The 18,860-nt window shown below is 55.8% G+C and carries 18 protein-coding genes; 14 read left to right on the top strand and 4 right to left on the bottom strand.

Going from position 1 to position 18,860, the window contains the following annotated elements; translation table 11 throughout:
* Positions 1-102: 102 nt before the first annotated feature.
* Positions 103-1,641, top strand: coding sequence for a murein biosynthesis integral membrane protein MurJ (gene murJ / locus ACLW56_RS01560; RefSeq protein WP_330982058.1), 1,539 nt, complete (start codon positions 103-105; stop codon positions 1,639-1,641).
* A complete protein-coding gene (locus tag ACLW56_RS01555) occupies positions 1,619-2,071 on the top strand; it encodes a LysR substrate-binding domain-containing protein (protein WP_330982057.1) in 453 nt (150 codons plus the stop codon). Before murJ ends, ACLW56_RS01555 begins: the two co-directional genes overlap by 23 nt.
* 66 nt (positions 2,072-2,137) lie before the next feature.
* On the opposite strand, the gene flgN is transcribed toward ACLW56_RS01555, so the two are convergent.
* The 3 genes from flgN to flgA all read right to left on the bottom strand — a co-directional run bounded on the left by flgN (position 2,138) and on the right by flgA (position 3,611).
* The gene (gene flgN, locus ACLW56_RS01550) at positions 2,138-2,560 is read right to left on the bottom strand and encodes a flagella biosynthesis chaperone FlgN (RefSeq protein WP_330982056.1); all 423 of its coding nucleotides are present in this window, start codon (positions 2,558-2,560) and stop codon (positions 2,138-2,140) included.
* Positions 2,561-2,564: 4 nt separating this feature from the next.
* Positions 2,565-2,858 carry a flagellar biosynthesis anti-sigma factor FlgM gene (gene flgM, locus ACLW56_RS01545; protein ID WP_330982055.1) on the bottom strand — a complete coding sequence of 98 codons (294 nt, stop codon included), beginning with the start codon at positions 2,856-2,858 and terminating at the stop codon, positions 2,565-2,567.
* A 93-nt stretch (positions 2,859-2,951) separates the two neighbouring features.
* Complete coding sequence (gene flgA, locus ACLW56_RS01540; RefSeq protein ID WP_330982054.1) at positions 2,952-3,611, bottom strand: flagellar basal body P-ring formation chaperone FlgA; 660 nt, start codon at positions 3,609-3,611, stop codon at positions 2,952-2,954.
* A gap of 158 nt (positions 3,612-3,769) precedes the next feature.
* Here flgA and flgB point away from each other — a divergent pair, with 158 nt between their 5' ends.
* The 11 genes from flgB to flgL all read left to right on the top strand — a co-directional run bounded on the left by flgB (position 3,770) and on the right by flgL (position 13,814).
* On the top strand, positions 3,770-4,183 hold the full coding sequence (gene flgB / locus ACLW56_RS01535) for a flagellar basal body rod protein FlgB (RefSeq protein WP_330982053.1): 414 nt from the start codon (positions 3,770-3,772) through the stop codon (positions 4,181-4,183).
* Between the two features lie 3 nt (positions 4,184-4,186).
* On the top strand, positions 4,187-4,591 hold the full coding sequence (gene flgC, locus ACLW56_RS01530; protein WP_330982052.1) for a flagellar basal body rod protein FlgC: 405 nt from the start codon (positions 4,187-4,189) through the stop codon (positions 4,589-4,591).
* A gap of 11 nt (positions 4,592-4,602) precedes the next feature.
* Positions 4,603-5,298, top strand: coding sequence for a flagellar hook assembly protein FlgD (flgD, locus tag ACLW56_RS01525; protein WP_330982051.1), 696 nt, complete (start codon positions 4,603-4,605; stop codon positions 5,296-5,298).
* 20 nt (positions 5,299-5,318) lie between these two features.
* Entirely contained in the window at positions 5,319-6,572 is a 1,254-nt protein-coding gene (gene flgE / locus ACLW56_RS01520; RefSeq protein ID WP_330982050.1) for a flagellar hook protein FlgE, read from the top strand.
* A gap of 20 nt (positions 6,573-6,592) precedes the next feature.
* The gene (locus tag ACLW56_RS01515) at positions 6,593-7,351 is read left to right on the top strand and encodes a flagellar basal body rod protein FlgF (protein WP_330982049.1); all 759 of its coding nucleotides are present in this window, start codon (positions 6,593-6,595) and stop codon (positions 7,349-7,351) included.
* A gap of 161 nt (positions 7,352-7,512) precedes the next feature.
* The gene (gene flgG, locus ACLW56_RS01510; RefSeq protein ID WP_330982048.1) at positions 7,513-8,295 is read left to right on the top strand and encodes a flagellar basal-body rod protein FlgG; all 783 of its coding nucleotides are present in this window, start codon (positions 7,513-7,515) and stop codon (positions 8,293-8,295) included.
* Between the two features lie 57 nt (positions 8,296-8,352).
* Positions 8,353-9,051: a flagellar basal body L-ring protein FlgH gene (gene flgH, locus ACLW56_RS01505; RefSeq protein WP_330982047.1), complete on the top strand. Its 699-nt coding sequence runs from the start codon at positions 8,353-8,355 to the stop codon at positions 9,049-9,051.
* Between the two features lie 11 nt (positions 9,052-9,062).
* Positions 9,063-10,160, top strand: coding sequence for a flagellar basal body P-ring protein FlgI (locus ACLW56_RS01500; RefSeq protein WP_330982046.1), 1,098 nt, complete (start codon positions 9,063-9,065; stop codon positions 10,158-10,160).
* On the top strand, positions 10,160-11,113 hold the full coding sequence (flgJ, locus tag ACLW56_RS01495) for a flagellar assembly peptidoglycan hydrolase FlgJ (RefSeq protein WP_330982045.1): 954 nt from the start codon (positions 10,160-10,162) through the stop codon (positions 11,111-11,113). The genes ACLW56_RS01500 and flgJ overlap by 1 nt, the downstream gene beginning before the upstream one ends.
* A 75-nt stretch (positions 11,114-11,188) precedes the next feature.
* Positions 11,189-12,850 (top strand): flagellar hook-associated protein FlgK, encoded by a 1,662-nt coding sequence (flgK, locus tag ACLW56_RS01490; protein WP_330982044.1) that lies wholly within the window; start codon positions 11,189-11,191, stop codon positions 12,848-12,850.
* 13 nt (positions 12,851-12,863) lie between these two features.
* Entirely contained in the window at positions 12,864-13,814 is a 951-nt protein-coding gene (flgL, locus tag ACLW56_RS01485) for a flagellar hook-associated protein FlgL (protein ID WP_330982043.1), read from the top strand.
* Between the two features lie 222 nt (positions 13,815-14,036).
* Here flgL and rne read toward each other — a convergent pair whose 3' ends face one another.
* On the bottom strand, positions 14,037-17,213 hold the full coding sequence (gene rne / locus ACLW56_RS01480; RefSeq protein ID WP_330982042.1) for a ribonuclease E: 3,177 nt from the start codon (positions 17,211-17,213) through the stop codon (positions 14,037-14,039).
* Positions 17,214-17,906: 693 nt separating this feature from the next.
* Between rne and rluC the strand changes: the two genes are divergently transcribed.
* Complete coding sequence (gene rluC / locus ACLW56_RS01475) at positions 17,907-18,860, top strand: 23S rRNA pseudouridine(955/2504/2580) synthase RluC (RefSeq protein WP_330982041.1); 954 nt, start codon at positions 17,907-17,909, stop codon at positions 18,858-18,860.

Raw genomic sequence — 18,860 nt, 5'->3', positions numbered from 1 at the left:
ATCTGCCAGTAGAAATTACCGGGGATCCAGGTAGACTATCGCCACTTTCCAGCGTCCGTCATTCGGACGCTCTTTGTTTCAGGGTTGTGGAATCACACGTTAATGAACCTGTTAAAATCGCTGGCGGCCGTCAGCTCGATGACCATGTTTTCCCGCGTGCTCGGGTTTGCGCGCGATGCCATTGTGGCGAGGGTTTTTGGGGCAGGAATGGCAACCGACGCCTTTTTCGTTGCCTTCAAACTGCCAAACCTGCTGCGCCGTATTTTTGCGGAAGGCGCATTCTCTCAGGCGTTCGTGCCGATTCTTGCGGAATACAAAAGCAAACAGGGTGAAGATGCGACGCGTGTCTTTGTTTCTTACGTCTCAGGTCTGTTAACGCTGGCGCTGGCTGTCGTCACGATTGTCGGGATGCTGGCTGCACCGTGGGTTATCACCCTTACAGCCCCAGGCTTTGCGAATACCGCCGAAAAATTTGCGCTGACCAGCCAACTGCTGCGCATCACTTTCCCCTATATTTTGCTGATCTCCCTCGCTTCGCTGGTGGGGGCTATCCTCAACACCTGGAACCGTTTTTCGGTCCCTGCGTTTGCGCCAACGTTCCTCAATGTCAGCATGATTGGTTTTGCGCTGTTTGCCGCGCCTTACTTCAATCCTCCTGTGCTGGCGCTGGCGTGGGCGGTGACTGCGGGCGGCGTGCTACAGCTGTTTTATCAACTGCCGCACCTGAAAAAAATCGGCATGCTGGTGCTGCCACGCATCAACCTGAAAGATGCAGGTTCACTTCGCGTAGTCAAACAGATGGGCCCGGCGATCCTCGGCGTTTCCGTCAGCCAGATTTCACTCATTATCAACACTATTTTCGCCTCGTTCCTGGTGTCGGGTTCTGTCTCGTGGATGTACTACGCCGACCGCCTGATGGAGTTTCCTTCTGGCGTATTGGGCGTGGCGCTCGGGACGATTCTGCTGCCGTCGCTGTCGAAAAGTTTCGCCAGTGGCAACCACGATGAATATTGCCGCCTGATGGACTGGGGTCTGCGCCTGTGCTTCCTGTTGGCGCTGCCAAGTGCGGTGGCATTGGGGATTCTGGCAAAACCGCTGACGGTTTCGCTGTTCCAGTACGGGAAATTTACCGCCTTTGATGCCGCGATGACGCAACGCGCGCTGGTGGCGTATTCCGTTGGTCTGGTGGGGCTGATTGTGGTGAAGGTGCTGGCGCCGGGCTTCTATTCACGTCAGGACATCAAAACGCCGGTCAAGATCGCCATCCTTACCCTCATCATGACCCAGTTGATGAACCTGGCGTTTATTGGCCCGCTGAAACATGCCGGGCTGTCGTTGTCGATTGGTCTGGCGGCTTGCCTTAATGCGAGCCTGCTGTACTGGCAGTTGCGTAAGCAGAAAATTTTCACCCCACAGCCCGGATGGGGCAAATTCTTTGCACGCATGATTGCGGCGGTGCTGGTGATGTCGGCGGTGCTGCTTGGCATGATGCACATCATGCCTGAGTGGTCACAGGGCTCGATGCCGTTCCGCCTGATGCGTTTGATGGCGGTCGTGGTCGCGGGGATTGCGGCTTACTTCGCCACGCTGATGCTGTTAGGTTTCCGCGTGAAGGAGTTTGCGCGTCGTACTGCAGGGTAAACAGCAAAAATCCTCTTTTGAGAGGATTTTTTTGTGTTTGCACCCCTCGCCCTGTGGGAGAGGGGCGGGGGAGAGGGCATCAGGCAGCTCTGTCCCCTATGTCAACGCCACCCGGCACAATTCCAGTCGCTATGCCTGCAACCACGCGATTCATCGGAAAGCCGCTTTTCTACAGCACGTAAGCCAGAGTCTTGGAAGCCGCTTAAACATTGCCTGGCGCACAGGCAGCAGCCTGAATGTGTTGGCGATTGCGGCCGCGGGATTAGGCGTGGCATTGGTACCGGAACCGTTAGAGCAAGTCCATGTTCCAGGGCTGGCCTATCGTCGCCTTGATGCGCCGGAACTGACTGCCAATTTGCTGATGATCGCCCGAAAAGAAGAGAGCAACCCAGCCGTGAAAACCTGGCTGAAACAAGGGGGGAAGGGGTAAAGCAAAACGGCAGGACCAAGGGCTGAATACCAGCGCCCGGCGACCTGCTGCTTGTAAAGTCGTGGGTTAAACGGAGAACTTCTTCCCGCCGCGAGGCGTACTGGAGGTCTGACCGTTTTTGCCATACAGCCCGGGTTCCTGATGGGGTTTCAGCACCTCAATGGCTTGCTGATTTCGTTCAAGCTGGCCTTCCAGCAACCAGCCGTTGTGCTGGTTCAGGTCACGCAAATGCTGGGTTTTTTCGGTAATGTTTTGCCAGCGCTCGGCCACGTCATCATTGGCGCAGCGCATCGCTTCCTGTTCGAGCCGACGCTGTTTTTCCAGATAATCCAGGGTCGCCAGCAACGAGCTTTTTTCTTCGGTGATACGCTGCAAAGTGCTGCCGTTCACGCTGCCCGCGGAAAGCTGTTGTTGCTCGGCATCCATCACTTCTTTGAGCGAGTTCAGGATGACGGTCATGTGATCCAGTATTTCTGACAGACGACTCATGCTTTTATTTACTCTGCAGCCAGCTCTGGGTATCCGCAATCAGGGCGTCGGCGATTTTGCCGGTATCCATTTTCAGGTCGCCGTTACGGATGGCGTTTTTCAGCGTTTCCACGCGTTCCATATTGATGTCGCTGGTGCGCGGTTGCATCAGGCTGGATTGCGCTTCGCTCAACGTCACATTGGTGCTGTTGGCGGTGGACGATTTATCCAGACGGGTTTTCTGCGCCTGGGCTTCATTCGGCTCACGCGGCTGAACGGCGTTAACGGGCTTCAGGGGCGATGTACGATCAATGCTCATTGTCCTGTCCTCATCGAGGTTTCGTGGCGCGACTGCCTGCCATCATCGGTTGTTGATTATTTATCGGCAAGCATCACGGAATCTTTAAAAACATTATAGGTTAATCAGAATATTCCCATCCGTATCAACCTGACCGCTCACCACCTGGCCTGAAGGCATCCTCACGCGGGCATTTTGCGCCACGGCGGCATTGTTTAACGCCTGGCCTTCACCGTTAACGCTAAAGCCGTCACCGCAGGCGATAACCTGCACTTTTTGCCCGGCTTTCACTCGCCAGGACTGGCGTAGCATCGATAACTGAACAGGCTGGCCGGGAGCAAGATCGCGCAACATGACCGCATCCTGCGCCTGGTTGATATCCAGCATCGTGCGCGGCGGCAGCTGATCTAACCGACCGCGTTTGAGCGTCACGCTTCCCGGTGTCAGCGTGGTGCCGCGCACAATCGGCTGCGCCGCCACAACATAGTTGCCTGTCGCCGCAACCATCACCTGAATATACCGTTTCTCCGTTCCGCACTGAGCCAGAACGGTCTGGTTCCCCCACAGACGGGCATTGCCCATCACGCTCAGCGCAGGTTGCTCGCACTGCGGCATGAGGTTGCCCGCACTGCGCACCGTCACGACCACGCTGTCGCTAAAACCGGCGAGGCGCTGGGTAAAAAAGTCAGTGAGCTGCGGGGTCATATCCTGCGCCATCGCTGCCGGGCTCAAGAGCGCCAGCATCACCGCGAGCGTGCGTTTCAGGTTTCGCATTGCCAACTCCAGTCTGTCGGGAATGACAGAATTTTACCTTTACCGACAGAACATCAACGCAACAAATAGCGCTGCATTTTGTGTTTATTCCGGCGATGGCGTCTTGAGATTGGGATTAATCTGAACGCTGAATGAACTTTGCCCTTAGCGGAGGAGACATGCTCGATAAACTCGATGCCGCGCTACGTTTTCAACAGGAAGCGTTAAACCTGCGTGCTCAGCGTCAGGAAATACTGGCCTCTAACATCGCTAACGCCGATACCCCGGGGTATCAGGCGCGTGATGTCGATTTTGCTTCAGAACTCAAAAAAGTGATGGAACGCGGGCGCGCGCAAACCAGCAGCGTGTCGTTGACGCTGACCTCCGAGCGCCACATTCCGGCCCAGGCGATGTCTGCCCCCTCTGTTGACCTGATGTATCGGGTCCCCGATCAGCCTTCAATGGACGGTAACACCGTCGACATGGATCGGGAGCGCACGCAATTCGCCGACAACAGCCTGCAATACCAGACCGGCCTGACCGTACTGGGCGGGCAAATCAGAAGCATGATGACCGTGCTACAGGGGAACTAAGCCATGGCTTTACTGAATATTTTTGATGTGGCGGGCTCCGCGCTGACGGCCCAGTCCAAACGCCTGAACGTGGCGGCCAGTAACCTCGCCAACGCCGACAGTGTGACCGGACCAGACGGCCAGCCCTATCGCGCCAAACAAGTGGTCTTTCAGGTGGATGCGCCGACAGGGGCGGCAACCGGTGGCGTAAAAGTGGCTGACGTGCAGGAAAGCCAGGCACCTTTCAAGATGGTCTTTCAGCCGGGCAACCCGCTGGCGGACGCCAAAGGCTACGTCAAGATGCCTAACGTCGATGTGGTCGAGGAGATGGTCAACACTATGTCAGCGTCCCGCAGCTATCAGGCCAACGTTGAAGTCCTCAATACCGTCAAGAGCATGATGCTCAAAACACTGACCCTCGGCCAGTAACGGAGAAACCGATGTCTATTGCCGTCAATGTCAACGACCCGACTAACACCGGCGTCAGCACCACCAAAGCCACCAGCGGTGACTTAACCAGCAGCAGCGCGTCCGACCTGCAAAGCAGCTTTCTGACGCTGCTGGTAGCCCAGTTGCAAAACCAGGACCCGACCAACCCGATGGACAACAGCCAGTTGACCTCGCAGCTGGCGCAAATCAGCACCGTCAGCGGGATTGAGAAACTCAATACCACGCTGGGCTCTATCTCCGGTCAGATTGATAACAGCCAGTCTTTGCAGGCCTCAAACCTGATTGGTCACGGCGTGATGATCCCGGGTTCCGTGGTTCTGGCAGGTGCGAATTCTGATGGTTCCGCCAGCACCACGCCGTTTGGGGTTGAGTTAACCCAGGCGGCGGATAAAGCCACGGCGACCATCACTGACAGCAGTGGCAAAGTGATCCGTACCCTCGATCTGGGTGCTCAGACCGCAGGCGTACACACCTTTACCTGGGACGGGACTGCCGCTGATGGCACGACGGTTCCGGATGGCGCATACAGCGTCTCGATTGCCGCCAGCACAAACGGCACCCAACTGGTGGCTCAGCCGCTCCAGTTCGCGCTTGTGCAAGGGATTACGAAGGGAAGCAGCGGTAATCTGCTGGATCTCGGCACGTATGGCACCACCACGCTCGACGAAGTTCGTCAGATTATTTAACCCTTAGCAGGAGTAAAGACATGGCCTTTTCTCAAGCGGTCAGCGGCCTGAACGCGGCCTCCACCAACCTCGACGTGATCGGCAACAACATCGCCAACTCCGCCACTTACGGCTTTAAATCCGGGACGGCCTCGTTTGCAGATATGTTCGCCGGTTCCAAAGTCGGGCTGGGCGTTAAAGTCGCCGGGATAACCCAGGACTTTACCGACGGCACCACCACCAGCACCGGGCGTGCGCTGGATGTCGCCATCAGCCAGAACGGCTTCTTCCGTCTGACGGACAGCAACGGTTCCGTCTATTACAGCCGTAACGGCCAGTTCAAACTGGATGAAAACCGCAATCTGGTGAACATGCAGGGCCTGCAGCTGACCGGCTATCCGGCCACCGGCACGCCGCCAACCATTCAGCAGGGGGCAAACCCGGTTGGCCTGAGCATTCCCAATACGTTGATGGCGGCGAAAGCAACCACCACCGCATCGATGCAGATTAACCTCAACTCCACCGATGCTAAGCCAGCGACCTCACCGTTTGATGCGACGAACTCGGATACCTACAACAAGAAAGGCACCGTCACGGTCTATGACTCGCAGGGTAACTCCCACGACGTAAACCTGTATTACGTTAAAACGGCGGATAACACCTGGGATATTTATACCCAGGACTCCAGCGTTGCAGGTGCGAAAGCAGTACAAGCCGCACAAATGAATTTTGACAATAACGGCACCCTGACAGGCGTGGGAACCTACGCTGGCGGTGTGCTGACGCCTCCAGCGACAGGCGCTAAACCTGAATTTGGTATTCCGTTGGTGGGCCTGAACGGTTCAGCAGGCGGCACCTTCACCCTCAGCCTCGCTAACTCCATGCAGCAGAACACCGGCTCCAACGACATCGTTGCGACCAACCAGAACGGTTACAAGCCGGGCAACCTGGTGAGCTACCAGATTAACGACGATGGCACCGTGGTCGGCAACTACTCCAACGAACAGACTCAGCTTCTTGGTCAAATCGTGATGGCGAACTTTGCCAACAACGAAGGCCTGCAGTCGGAAGGCGATAACGTCTGGTCAGCCACCCAGTCTTCAGGCGTGGCACTGCTGGGAACTGCGGGTACCGGGAACTTCGGCACCCTGACCAACGGCGCGCTGGAAGCGTCCAACGTCGACCTGAGTAAAGAACTGGTGAACATGATTGTCGCGCAGCGTAACTACCAGTCGAACGCGCAGACCATCAAAACCCAGGATCAGATCCTCAACACCCTGGTTAACCTGCGCTAAGCGCCTGACGGGACGGCTTCATGGATCACGCAATTTATACCGCGATGGGCGCGGCAAGTCAGACGATGGAACTGCAGGCGGTCACCGCCAGCAACCTCGCCAACACCTCTACGCCGGGCTTTCGCGCGCAATTGACCGCGCTGCGAGCGGTGCCGGTCAACGGGGAGACTTACCAGACTCGTACGCTGGTGGCGGGCTCGACGCCTGGCGCCGACATGACACCGGGTCAGCTCGACTATACCGCTCGCCCTCTGGACGTGGCGTTGCAGCAGGACGGCTGGCTGGCTGTCCAGGCCGCAGACGGTACGGAAGGCTATACCCGCAACGGCAGCATTCAGGTGAGCTCCACGGGGCAATTGACCATTCAGGGCAACCCGGTGCTGGGCGATGGCGGCGGGCCTGTGGTGGTGCCGGAAGGCTCAGAAGTCACCATTGCCGCAGACGGCACCATTTCTGCGCTCAACCCGGGTGACCCTGCCAACACCATTGCGCCGGTCGGCAAACTCAAAATGGTGAAAGCGGCGAACAACGAAGTGATTCGTGGCGATGACGGTATGTTCCGCCTGACCGCCACGGCTCAGGCGACTCGTGGGCAGACCTTGCAGTCTGACCCGAGCGTGCGTCTGCAGTCCGGCGTGTTAGAGGGCAGTAACGTCAAACCCGTGGCGGCGATGGCCGAAATGATTGCCAGCTCGCGCCGTTTTGAAATGCAGATGAAGGTCATCAGCAGCGTTGACGACAACGCGCAGAAGGCTAACCAGCTACTGTCAATGAGCTAATAACAGGATATGAGACTGATGAGAAATCACATTACGGCACCGGTCTGTCATGTTCTGACCAATAAAAAACAAGGAAAATCAATTTATTGATTTTCGACTGCTCACCACAAAGAAGGAAAAACCACGTTTTTTCCTTCTTTGTCAGCAATTTGAGGACATCTATGATCAGTTCATTATGGATCGCCAAAACCGGTCTCGACGCGCAGCAAACCAACATGGACGTTATCGCCAACAACCTGGCGAACGTCAGCACCAACGGGTTTAAGCGTCAACGTGCCGTGTTTGAAGACTTGCTTTACCAGACCGTGCGCCAGCCAGGTGCCCAGTCTTCTGAACAAACCACGCTGCCTTCTGGCCTGCAAATTGGTACCGGTGTTCGTCCGGTCGCCACTGAGCGCATTCACACTCAGGGCAACCTGTCGCAGACCGACAACAGCAAAGATGTGGCGATTAAAGGCGAAGGTTTCTTCCAGGTTCTGTTGCCAGATGGCACCTCTGCTTATACCCGCGACGGCTCTTTCCAGGTCGATCAGAACGGTCAACTGGTGACGGCAGGCGGCTACCAGGTTCAGCCTGCTATCACCATTCCGGCTAACACTCTGAGCATTACCATTGGCCGTGACGGCGTGGTGAGCGTGACTCAGCAGGGGCAAGCGAACCCGGTGCAGGTGGGGCAACTTAACCTGACCACCTTCATGAACGACTCCGGGCTGGAAAGCATTGGTGAGAACCTCTACACCGAAACGCAGGCTTCCGGTGCGCCAAACGACACCACGCCTGGTCTGAACGGTGCGGGTCTGCTGTATCAGGGTTATGTGGAAACCTCGAATGTCAACGTGGCGGAAGAGCTGGTCAACATGATTCAGGTTCAGCGTGCGTATGAGATCAACAGCAAGGCGGTCTCAACCACCGACCAGATGCTGCAGAAACTCACTCAGCTGTAAGTTGTCTCCGGTGCGGATTTCCCGCACCGGATTTTTTTGATTCAGAAGATAAAGGCCATGCACAAATCCTCAGCGCTTCGTTATCCGTTCTTCGTGCTTCTTGCTCTGACGCAGGCAGGATGCGCATGGATCCCTTCTAAACCGTTGGTGGAAGGGGCGACCACGGCACAACCTGTGCCCGGCCCTGTGCCAGTGGTCAATGGGTCTATTTTTCAAAGCGCCCAGCCGATTAACTACGGCTATCAACCGCTGTTTGAGGACCGTCGTCCGCGCAATATTGGTGACACTCTGACCATCCAGTTGCAGGAAAACGTCAGCGCGTCGAAGAGTTCTTCCGCGAATGCCAGCCGCGACGGCAAAACGAATTTCGGCTTCGACACCGTGCCGCGTTATCTGCAAGGCCTGTTTGGCAATGCCCGCGCCGATGTGGACGCTTCTGGCGGCAATTCCTTTAACGGGAAAGGCGGCGCTAACGCCAGCAATACCTTCAGCGGCACGCTGACGGTGACCGTGGATCAGGTGCTGGCTAACGGCAACCTGCACGTGGTGGGTGAAAAACAAATCGCCATCAATCAGGGCACAGAATTTATTCGCTTCTCGGGCGTGGTGAACCCTCGCACGATCAGCGGCAGTAACACCGTACCGTCTACCCAAGTGGCGGACGCGCGTATCGAATACGTGGGTAACGGCTATATCAATGAAGCGCAGAACATGGGCTGGCTGCAGCGTTTCTTCCTTAATCTCTCACCGATGTAACGAGGTGACTTATGTTTAAAACTCTGGTTGGCATTGCTCTGGTTCTGGTGGCGGGATTCGCCCAGGCCGATCGCATTCGTGACCTCACCAGCGTACAGGGCGTACGTCAAAACTCGCTGATCGGCTACGGGCTGGTGGTAGGACTTGACGGTACCGGTGACCAGACGACGCAAACGCCGTTCACCACGCAAAGTCTGAACAACATGTTGTCGCAGCTTGGGATCACGGTTCCGGCTGGGACCAACATGCAGTTAAAAAACGTGGCGGCGGTCATGGTGACGGCGCAACTCCCGGCGTTTGGCCGTCAGGGGCAAACCATCGACGTGGTGGTGTCCTCAATGGGTAACGCGAAAAGCCTTCGCGGCGGTACGCTGTTGATGACTCCTTTAAAAGGCGTTGATAGCCAGATTTATGCCCTCGCGCAGGGCAACATACTTGTTGGCGGTGCCGGTGCGTCTGCGGGTGGCAGCAGCGTGCAGGTTAACCAGCTGAACGGCGGGCGTATCACCGGTGGCGCGACCATCGAACGTGAATTGCCTAGTCAGTTTGGGGCGGGTAACACCATTAATCTTCAACTCAACGAAGACGACTTCGGCATGGCGCAGCAGATTGCCGATACCATCAACCGCCGCGGCGGATTTGGCATGGCGACCGCGCTGGATGCCCGTACCGTGCAGATTCAGGGTTCAAGCGGCAACAGCAGTCAGGTGCGTATGCTGGCGGACATTCAGAACCTGGAAGTGAACGTCACGCCTCAGGATGCGAAAGTGATCATCAACTCGCGTACCGGATCGGTGGTAATGAACCGCGAAGTCACGCTGGATAACTGCGCGGTGGCGCAAGGCAACTTGTCCGTCACGGTGAACCGTTCTGCTCAGGTCAGCCAGCCGGATACGCCATTTGCTGGCGGCTCAACGGTGGTGACTCCGCAAACGCAAATCGATCTGCGTCAGAGCGGCGGTGCGATTCAAAGCGTGCGTTCCAGCGCCAACCTGAATAACGTCGTGCGTGCGCTTAATGCGCTGGGAGCATCACCGCTGGAACTGATGTCTATCCTGCAATCCATGCAGACCGCAGGCTGCCTGCGTGCCAAAGTGGAAATCATCTGATGCTGGGCGACAGCAAGCTGATGGCGAGCGCGGCCTGGGACGCGCAATCGCTCAACGAACTGAAAATGAAAGCCGGACAGGATCCACGGGCGAATCTCAAGCCCGTGGCCCGTCAGGTGGAAGGCATGTTCGTGCAAATGATGCTGAAAAGCATGCGTGATGCGCTGCCGAAAGACGGGCTTTTTAGCAGCGACCAGACCCGGCTGTACACCAGTATGTACGATCAGCAAATTGCCCAGCAGTTAACGGCGGGCAAAGGACTGGGGCTGGCCGATGAGATGGTGAAACAGATGGCGGCGGCGCAAGGAGAAGTGAAAGACACGCCTGCGCAGGTGCCGCTGAAGTTTGACCTCGAAACGGTGACCAGCTATCAGAACTCGGCGCTGACGCAAATGGTGCGCAAAGCGATGCCGAAAGCGCCTACAGCAACAGACGCCGCGGATTTGACGGGCGGCAGCCAGGACTTCCTCGCGCAGCTCTCGCTGCCTGCGAAACTCGCCAGTGAACAAAGCGGTATTCCTCATCACCTGATCCTTGCTCAGGCGGCGCTGGAATCCGGCTGGGGACAACGGCAAATCCGCCGTGAAAACGGCGAGCCAAGCTTCAACCTCTTTGGCGTGAAGGCCTCTTCAGACTGGAAGGGCAAAGTCACCGAAATCACCACCACCGAATTTGAAAACGGTGAGATGAAAAAGGTTAAGGCGCGTTTCCGCGTCTACAGCTCTTATCTTGATGCGCTGTCGGATTACGTTGGCCTGTTAACCCGTAATCCTCGCTACGCCGCTGTCACCAAAGCGGCAACGCCAGAGCAGGGCGCACAGGCCTTGCAGAACGCCGGTTACGCCACGGACCCGAACTATGCACGCAAGCTCACCAGCATGATCCAGCAGTTAAAAGGAATGAGTGAGAAGGTCAGTAAGGCGTACAGCAACGAGATTGAAAATCTGTTCTGAAACCGCTCAAGTTCACCTGAACAGTGCCGATAATCTTCGTCAGGACCCGTGTCTCAAAAGAATAAAGGAACCTCCATGTCCAGTTTATTTAATAGTGCAATGAGCGGCCTGGGCGCTGCACAGGCGGCACTGAATACCGTCAGTAACAACATTGCCAGTTATAACGTGGCTGGCTATACCCGCCAGACGACGGTTCTGTCGGCGTCAAACAGTACGCTGGGTATGGGCGGTTGGGTCGGGAACGGTGTGACTGTTACCGGCGTGCAGCGCGAATACAACGCCTTTATCAGCAACCAGCTGAATGCGGCACAAAACCAGAGCAGCGGCCTGACCACGCGTTATCAGCAGATGTCGAAAATCGACGACATGCTGTCTGACACCACCAATTCCATTTCAGCGACCTTGCAGGACTTTTTCACCAGCCTGCAAACGCTGGTCAGCAACGCCGAAGATCCGGCTGCTCGCCAGACGGTGATCGGCAAAGCGCAAGGGCTGGTTAATCAGTTCAAAACCACCGATCAGTATCTGCGTGACCAGGATAAGCAGGTTAACGGCGCGATTGCTTCAAGCGTCGACCAGATTAACAACTACTCGCAGCAGATTGCTTCCCTTAACGACAAGATTTCTAAGCTCACCGGTGTGGGCGCAGGCGCATCGCCAAACGACTTGCTCGACCAGCGTGATCAGCTCGTCAGCCAGTTAAACCAGCTGGTCGGCGTGGAAGTGAACGTCCAGGACGGCGGCACCTATAACATCACCATGGCCAACGGCTACAGCCTGGTGCAGGGCAGTACGTCGCACAAACTGGCGGCGGTACCAAGCAGCGCCGATCCTTCGCGTACCACTGTTGCGTATGTCGATAACGTTGCCGGGAATATCGAAATTCCGGAAAAACAGCTGACGACCGGCTCACTGGGCGGCCTGATAACGTTCCGCTCTCAGGATCTCGATCAGACCCGTAATAGCCTGAACCAGATGGCGCTGTCGTTTGCTAATGCGTTTAACGCACAAAATGCTCAGGGTACGTATATTGATGCTGACGGTAATACACAGACCGGTGGCGATTTCTTCACTATTGGCTCACCGTCAGTCCTGAGCAACACGCGTAACACCGGGACAGCGCAGCTGACGGCAACCGTCGATCCTGCCAACAGCACCAAAGTGCAGGCTACAGATTACAAAGTCAGTTTTGATGGCAGCAACTGGCAGGTCACGCGTCTGTCGGACAACACCAGCGTCACGGTGGACGACAGCACGGCAGGCACGCTGAAATTTGACGGCCTTTCGGTCAGCATCAGCGGCAACGCCGCCAAAAATGACAGCTTCACCGTGAAGCCCGTGGCGAACGCTATCGTCAACATGGGCGTCGCGATTTCTGACCCAGGCACCATTGCGATGGGGCTGCCGGATGGCAACAGCGGTGAAAGTGATAACCGTAACGGCCAGGCGATGCTGGATCTGCAAAACAGCAAGCTGGTCGGCGGCAACAAATCCTTTAACGATGCCTATGCGGCGCTGGTGAGTGACGTGGGGAACAAAACCGCCAACCTCGAAACCAGCAGCACGACGCAGGGTAACGTGGTCACGCAGCTGACAAAACAGCAGCAGTCCATTTCTGGCGTTAGCCTCGATGAGGAATACGGCAATCTGCAGCTGTTCCAGCAATATTACCTGGCGAATGCTCAGGTTCTGCAGACCGCCAGCACCCTGTTCGATGCCATCATCAACATTCGCTAAGGAGAAGTGAACGATGCGTGTGACCACTTTAATGATGTACCAGCAAAACATGCGTGGTATCACTGACTCTCAGTCCACCTGGATGAAATACGGCGAGCAGATGTCCACCGGGCTGCGTGTGAACCGTCCTTCCGATGACCCGATTGCCGCTTCTCAGGCTGTTGTCCTTTCGCAGGCCCAGGCGCAAACCGCCCAGTTTGCTTCCGCGCGCAGCTTTGCGACTCAGCGTATCTCTCAAGAAGAGAACACGCTGTCGCAGGTGACGACGGCGATTCAGTCTGCACAGGAAAAAATCGTTTATGCGGGTAACGGCACGCTGAGCGACGATGACCGCGCTTCACTGGCGACGGATCTGCAAGGTATCCGTGACCAGTTGCTGAACCTGGCAAACAGCCAGGATGGCAACGGACGCTATATGTTTGCGGGTTACAGCACGGACACCGCGCCTTTTGCTGCCGACGGCACTTATGGCGGCGGTACAACTAACGTGGAGCAGCAGGTAGACTCTTCGCGCACCATGGTCATTGGCCATACGGGTGATAAGATTTTTGACTCGATTACCAGCAATGCCGTGAAAGAGCCGGATGGTTCCGCTTCTGAAACAAACATTTTTAAAATGCTGGATAGCGCCATTACGGCACTGAAAACACCAGTAGCAGACGACGATGCGGCACAGGCAACAGCACAAGCAGCGATTGATAAAACCAACCGTGGTCTGCGTAACTCTCTCAACAACGTGCTGACGGTCCGTGCCGAAGTGGGTACCCAGCTTAACGAACTCGATAAGCTTGATGCGTTGGGCGATGACCGCAAACTCAGCCAGACCCAACAGATGAGTGACCTGGTGAACGTGGACTGGAACGAAACCATCTCCAACTACACCATGCAGCAGGCGGCCCTGCAAGCATCCTACAAAACATTCAGCGATATGCAGGGAATGTCCCTGTTCCAGTTGAATAAATAAGCCTCAACCTTTTAGAACCTGTCATGAAACTGGGCAGGTTCTCTCTGCCCGCGCCACTCACCCCGGCGCGGGCTTTTTTTACTTCCGGTGATGCCCAGTGGCGCTTCGCTTACTGGGCCTACCACCACCCTTAGGCCTGTGCCAGCGAAGCGCCGCCAGGCAAAATGCGAATTCAAGGCATAAAAAAAACCGCCCGAAGGCGGTTTGTAATGATCTTTACGCTTATTCCATTGACTGTGGACGGGTAGGGCCAGCGGTTGCTGTGTGCGTAGCGCTATGGCCACCGGCAGACCCTTTGCCTTCAAAGTTGAAGTCAGGACGAACCCAGTCGCTTTGACGTGGCGCTTCTGGCACATAGTCCGGTGCTGGAGCACGAGTCATTGGCGCAGTCGCGTGGTGGTGAGCCTCTGGTGCCGTGGCGATAACAACAGATTTTGCTGCTTTTTCGACGACTGGCTGAGAGACAACCGGTGCAGGTTCAGCGGCAACCACTGGCTGTTCAACGACAGGTTGCTCAACGATTGATTCAACGACAACAACCTGTTCCACTTCTTCAGCCACAGCTGGAGCAGCTTCTTCTGCGATGACTTCGGCGACAACAGCATCTTCCTGAGCAATCACCTGTGGCTGCTCAGCAACCGGCGTGGCAATCACTTCAGGATGCGTGGTTTCAACCACTGGCGCTGCAGGTTCAGCCTGAACAGACTGCGGCTCTACCACTTCAACCGTTTCTGCAACGGGCGTTTCAACCTGAGGTGCAGCCTGTTCAACGACAGGAGCAACGGTTTCTCCCGTTTCTGCTGCCTGAACAACTTCCTGCTCGCGGGTTTCTTCAACCTGGTTGTCATGCTGACGTGATACCGGGTAGCTGATCCACACTTTACCAGACGCCATTTCCGGGGACGCACAGGCGATAGCCAGTGGCATCGGAGACTGGGTCGGGTAACGCTCGTCACGGTAGCGACGACGACGCTGACCGCTCACGCGCAGGTGGCGCGGGGAGCGACGTGAACGACGCGGCATACCGGCAGTTTCACGGTTATCATTGCTTTCGTCTTCTGCTGGCGTGTCGATAACAGCGGGCAGGTCGACTTTCGCCAGTTCAGTACGCTGTGCTGGCGCAGCAGCGACAGGCGCAACTGGCTCGATAACAGCCGTTCTTTCAGCGGTTTCTGCGGCGGTTTCAATGCGCACTTTCTGCGCCAGATTACGCTGCTTACGACGCGGCATAGATTGAATGCGTTCTTCCTGCTCGGTTTCCTGAGCCGGTTGTTCTTCGCGAGTCTGAACCTTCACATCCTGCTGAGGCTGGCGTTTTTCGTCATTGTTACGACGACGGTTACGCTCACGACGCGGCTGCTGCTCGTCACGGGATTTAGACTTATCAGCCTCTTCCACGACGTTCTGCTGACGTGATTCGCGAGTCTCAGCATTTTGCTGCGGTTTTTCGCGACGGTTGCGACGGTTCTCTTCACGGCCTTCGCTGTTTTCATTGCGATTATCGCGTTCGCCACGGTTATCGCGGTTATCACGACGATCGCCACGGTCGTTGCGGTCACGGCGGTTAGACTGACGAGAACGACGACGATCCTGCTGGCGTTCTGGTTTCTCTTCTGTCTTCACCGGCTGCGGTTCAACCACTGCTTCTTCGCTGCCACTGAACATTTGTTTCAGCGCGGAGAAGAAACGAGAAAGCAGGCCTGGCGCCGCTGCGGTTGCAGCAGCCGGTGCAGCTTTCTTCGCTTCTGGTGCAGCCACTTTCGCCGTTTCAGCGGCAGGCGCTGGCGGTGCATCAGGCATCACGAATGTGGCCAGAGCAGGCTGCTCAGGACGTTTACGTTCTGCTGGTTCATCTTCAGACGGCAGGGCCATCTCTTCTTCGTGCAGTTTCGGCAGCAGATAGCTCAGGGTTTGAGTTTCTTCGCCTTTACGGACACGCAGCACGGAGTAGTGTGGCGTTTCCATCTGATCGTTTGGTACCACGATCACGCGTACGTCACCCTGACGGGTTTCGATAGCACTGATGGCAGCACGCTTTTCGTTCAGCAGGTAAGAAGCAACCTGAACCGGAACAATCGCGTGAACTTCCTGGGTATTCTCTTTCAGCGCTTCTTCTTCAATCAGACGCAGAATAGAAAGTGACAGGGATTCGTTGTCACGGATGGTGCCGGTGCCGCTACAACGTGGGCACACGTGGTGGCTGGACTCACCCAGTGACGGGCTCAGGCGCTGACGAGACATCTCCAGCAGGCCGAAGCGAGAAATGTGGCTAATCTGGATACGTGCACGATCCTGACGCACCGCTTCACGCAGACGGTTTTCAACAGCACGCTGGTGACGAACCGGGGTCATATCGATGAAGTCGATAACAATCAGGCCGCCGAGGTCACGCAGACGCAGCTGGCGAGCAATTTCATCGGCCGCTTCCAAGTTGGTATTGAAGGCCGTTTCTTCGATATCACCACCGCGAGTGGCACGCGCGGAGTTGATGTCGATAGCGGTCAACGCTTCGGTGCTGTCGATAACGATAGAGCCGCCTGACGGCAGACGCACTTCACGCTGGAAAGCAGATTCAATCTGCGATTCGATCTGGTAGTGGCTGAACAACGGGATTTCACCGGTGTAGAGCTTAATTTTGCTGCTGAAATCCGGACGGCCCAGCGCAGAGATATGCTGGCGAGCCAGCTCAAGCACTTTCGGGTTATCGATAAGGATTTCGCCGATGTCCTGACGCAGATAATCGCGGAAGGCACGGACGATAACGTTGCTTTCCTGGTGAATCAGGAACGGGGCAGGGCGGCTTTCAGAGGCTTTCTGAATCGCTTCCCAGTGCTTCAGACGGAAGCTTAAATCCCACTGTAGCGCTTCGGCAGATTTGCCCACGCCCGCAGTGCGCACAATCAGGCCCATGCCGTCTGGCAGTTGCAGGCTGGACAGCGCTTCTTTCAGTTCGGTACGGTCGTCACCTTCGATGCGGCGAGAGATACCACCGGCACGCGGGTTGTTTGGCATCAGCACCAGGTAGCTACCGGCAAGGCTGATAAAGGTGGTCAGTGCCGCCCCTTTGTTGCCGCGCTCTTCTTTGTCAATCTGCACAATGACTTCCTGGCCTTCGCGCAGAACATCTTTGATGTTCGGGCGGCCATGCGCATTGTAGTTTGACGGGAAGTATTCGCGGGCGATTTCTTTAAGAGGGAGGAAACCGTGACGCTCAGCACCGTAATCTACGAATGCGGCTTCAAGGCTGGGTTCGATACGGGTAATTTTGCCTTTGTAGATGTTTGCTTTTTTCTGTTCGTGTCCTGGGCTTTCGATATCCAGATCGTACAGACGCTGCCCATCCACGAGGGCGACACGCAACTCTTCTTGCTGAGTGGCGTTGATTAACATTCTTTTCATCGTAACTTACTCATTATTCTTGCATTGACGACTAAGCTACGGGCAGAGTTTTCCTTGCCGGGGGTAAACCGATGGCCTCGTGACTGTTCACGTCGCCAACCTCACGGTTGTCGCTCGCTTAAGAGGCGCAAAGTGTCGGTAGCCTGCGTTTCAAACGGAAACACAGCGCAATTATTCAGGGGAACAGCCTGGGAATGATTCTCCAGAGAAGGTTCCTTCTATACTCGTTGCTTTTCAAGTCGCAGATGGTTGGCTTCACCTGCTTACCCCAGTCACTCACTGGAGTAGCGCCTGGAGATCTCAGGTTTGCCGCCAACAGCGGCTTGAAATTCAGAGTATCAACCGGTAAGGACTGCAACCCGCAGCCCGCTAACTGTCTGAAAGATAAATACGTCTTACGCCATTGCTGCATAAAAAATCATTCAGACAAAATGGGTCATTCCGCTTACTGCTTGTACTCACAAGATATCAGCACGGAAAACGGCATCATTATTCCTTGCTCACCCTGTTATAGCAAGATGACTTTTACCATTTATCACCCGGTTACTCACAGTTTTTTCACTTTTCCGAACGGATTGTTCTAATAACCATCAATTCGGTCAGTGAGATAAAAAAGGAGTGCCGCTGACGTCATAATATAAGCACAGAAAAAGGAGTGGCGCGAATGCGTGTGCCTCTTTAGAATCGCCCCCCATGAAAACTGAGACTCCGACCGTAAAAATGGTTGCCATCGCCGAAGATGAGGCGGGACAGCGAATTGATAACTTTTTGCGCACCCAGCTTAAAGGTGTGCCGAAAAGCATGATTTACCGCATCCTGCGTAAGGGTGAAGTGCGCGTAAACAAAAAGCGCGTTAAGCCGGAATATAAGCTGGAAGCGGGCGATGAAGTCCGTATTCCGCCCGTGCGCGTCGCCGAGCGTGAAGAAGACGCTGTATCACCGCATCTGCAAAAAGTGGCCGCGCTGAGCGACGTTATCCTTTATGAAGATGATCATATTCTGGTGCTGAATAAACCCTCAGGCACGGCGGTACATGGCGGCAGCGGTCTGAGCTTTGGCGTGATTGAAGGGCTGCGCGCATTGCGTCCTGAAGCACGTTTCCTTGAGCTGGTTCACCGTCTTGACCGGGACACTTCCGGTGTTCTGCTGGTTGCCAAAAAACGTTCCGCCCTGCGCTCCCTGCACGAACAATTGCGTGAAAAGGGTATGCAGAAAGATTACCTGGCGTTGGTGCGCGGGCAGTGGCAGTCCCACATGAAAGTGGTGCAGGCCCCGTTGCTGAAAAATATTCTGCAAAGCGGCGAGCGTATTGTGCGTGTGAGCCAGGAAGGGAAGCCGTCCGAAACTCGCTTTAAAGTGGAAGAGCGCTTTACCCATGCGACGCTGGTTCGCTGTAGCCCGGTGACTGGGCGTACGCACCAGATTCGTGTGCATACGCTGCATGCGGGTCATCCGATAGCGTTTGACGATCGTTACGGCGATCGTGAATTTGATCGCCAGCTTGCGGGCACGGGTCTTAATCGTCTGTTCCTGCATGCGGCAGCGTTAAAGTTCACGCATCCGGGAACGGGTGAAACGCTGCGTATCGAAGCGCCGATGGACGAGCAACTTAAGCGCTGCCTGCAGGTACTGCGTAGCCAGAAATAA

The organism is Pantoea sp. sgz302252, assembly GCF_047713085.1.
Lineage (GTDB): Bacteria > Pseudomonadota > Gammaproteobacteria > Enterobacterales > Enterobacteriaceae > Scandinavium.
The sequence above is the reverse complement of the archived record's forward strand: the minus strand, read 5'-3'. Positions and strand labels throughout refer to the sequence as shown.

Excerpts from the sequence above, each read along its gene's own strand:
- flgC (WP_330982052.1), top strand. The coding sequence starts at position 4,187 with ATGGCTTTACTGAATATTTTTGATGTGGCGGGCTCCGCGCTGACGGCC.
- flgH (WP_330982047.1), top strand. The coding sequence starts at position 8,353 with ATGCACAAATCCTCAGCGCTTCGTTATCCGTTCTTCGTGCTTCTTGCT.
- ACLW56_RS01500 (WP_330982046.1), top strand. The coding sequence starts at position 9,063 with ATGTTTAAAACTCTGGTTGGCATTGCTCTGGTTCTGGTGGCGGGATTC.
- flgN (WP_330982056.1), bottom strand. The coding sequence starts at position 2,560 with ATGAGTCGTCTGTCAGAAATACTGGATCACATGACCGTCATCCTGAAC.
- murJ (WP_330982058.1), top strand. The coding sequence starts at position 103 with ATGAACCTGTTAAAATCGCTGGCGGCCGTCAGCTCGATGACCATGTTT.
- flgE (WP_330982050.1), top strand. The coding sequence starts at position 5,319 with ATGGCCTTTTCTCAAGCGGTCAGCGGCCTGAACGCGGCCTCCACCAAC.
- rluC (WP_330982041.1), top strand. The coding sequence starts at position 17,907 with ATGAAAACTGAGACTCCGACCGTAAAAATGGTTGCCATCGCCGAAGAT.
- flgD (WP_330982051.1), top strand. The coding sequence starts at position 4,603 with ATGTCTATTGCCGTCAATGTCAACGACCCGACTAACACCGGCGTCAGC.
- flgA (WP_330982054.1), bottom strand. The coding sequence starts at position 3,611 with ATGCGAAACCTGAAACGCACGCTCGCGGTGATGCTGGCGCTCTTGAGC.
- flgG (WP_330982048.1), top strand. The coding sequence starts at position 7,513 with ATGATCAGTTCATTATGGATCGCCAAAACCGGTCTCGACGCGCAGCAA.
- rne (WP_330982042.1), bottom strand. The coding sequence starts at position 17,213 with ATGAAAAGAATGTTAATCAACGCCACTCAGCAAGAAGAGTTGCGTGTC.
- flgB (WP_330982053.1), top strand. The coding sequence starts at position 3,770 with ATGCTCGATAAACTCGATGCCGCGCTACGTTTTCAACAGGAAGCGTTA.
- flgL (WP_330982043.1), top strand. The coding sequence starts at position 12,864 with ATGCGTGTGACCACTTTAATGATGTACCAGCAAAACATGCGTGGTATC.
- flgM (WP_330982055.1), bottom strand. The coding sequence starts at position 2,858 with ATGAGCATTGATCGTACATCGCCCCTGAAGCCCGTTAACGCCGTTCAG.
- ACLW56_RS01515 (WP_330982049.1), top strand. The coding sequence starts at position 6,593 with ATGGATCACGCAATTTATACCGCGATGGGCGCGGCAAGTCAGACGATG.
- flgK (WP_330982044.1), top strand. The coding sequence starts at position 11,189 with ATGTCCAGTTTATTTAATAGTGCAATGAGCGGCCTGGGCGCTGCACAG.
- flgJ (WP_330982045.1), top strand. The coding sequence starts at position 10,160 with ATGCTGGGCGACAGCAAGCTGATGGCGAGCGCGGCCTGGGACGCGCAA.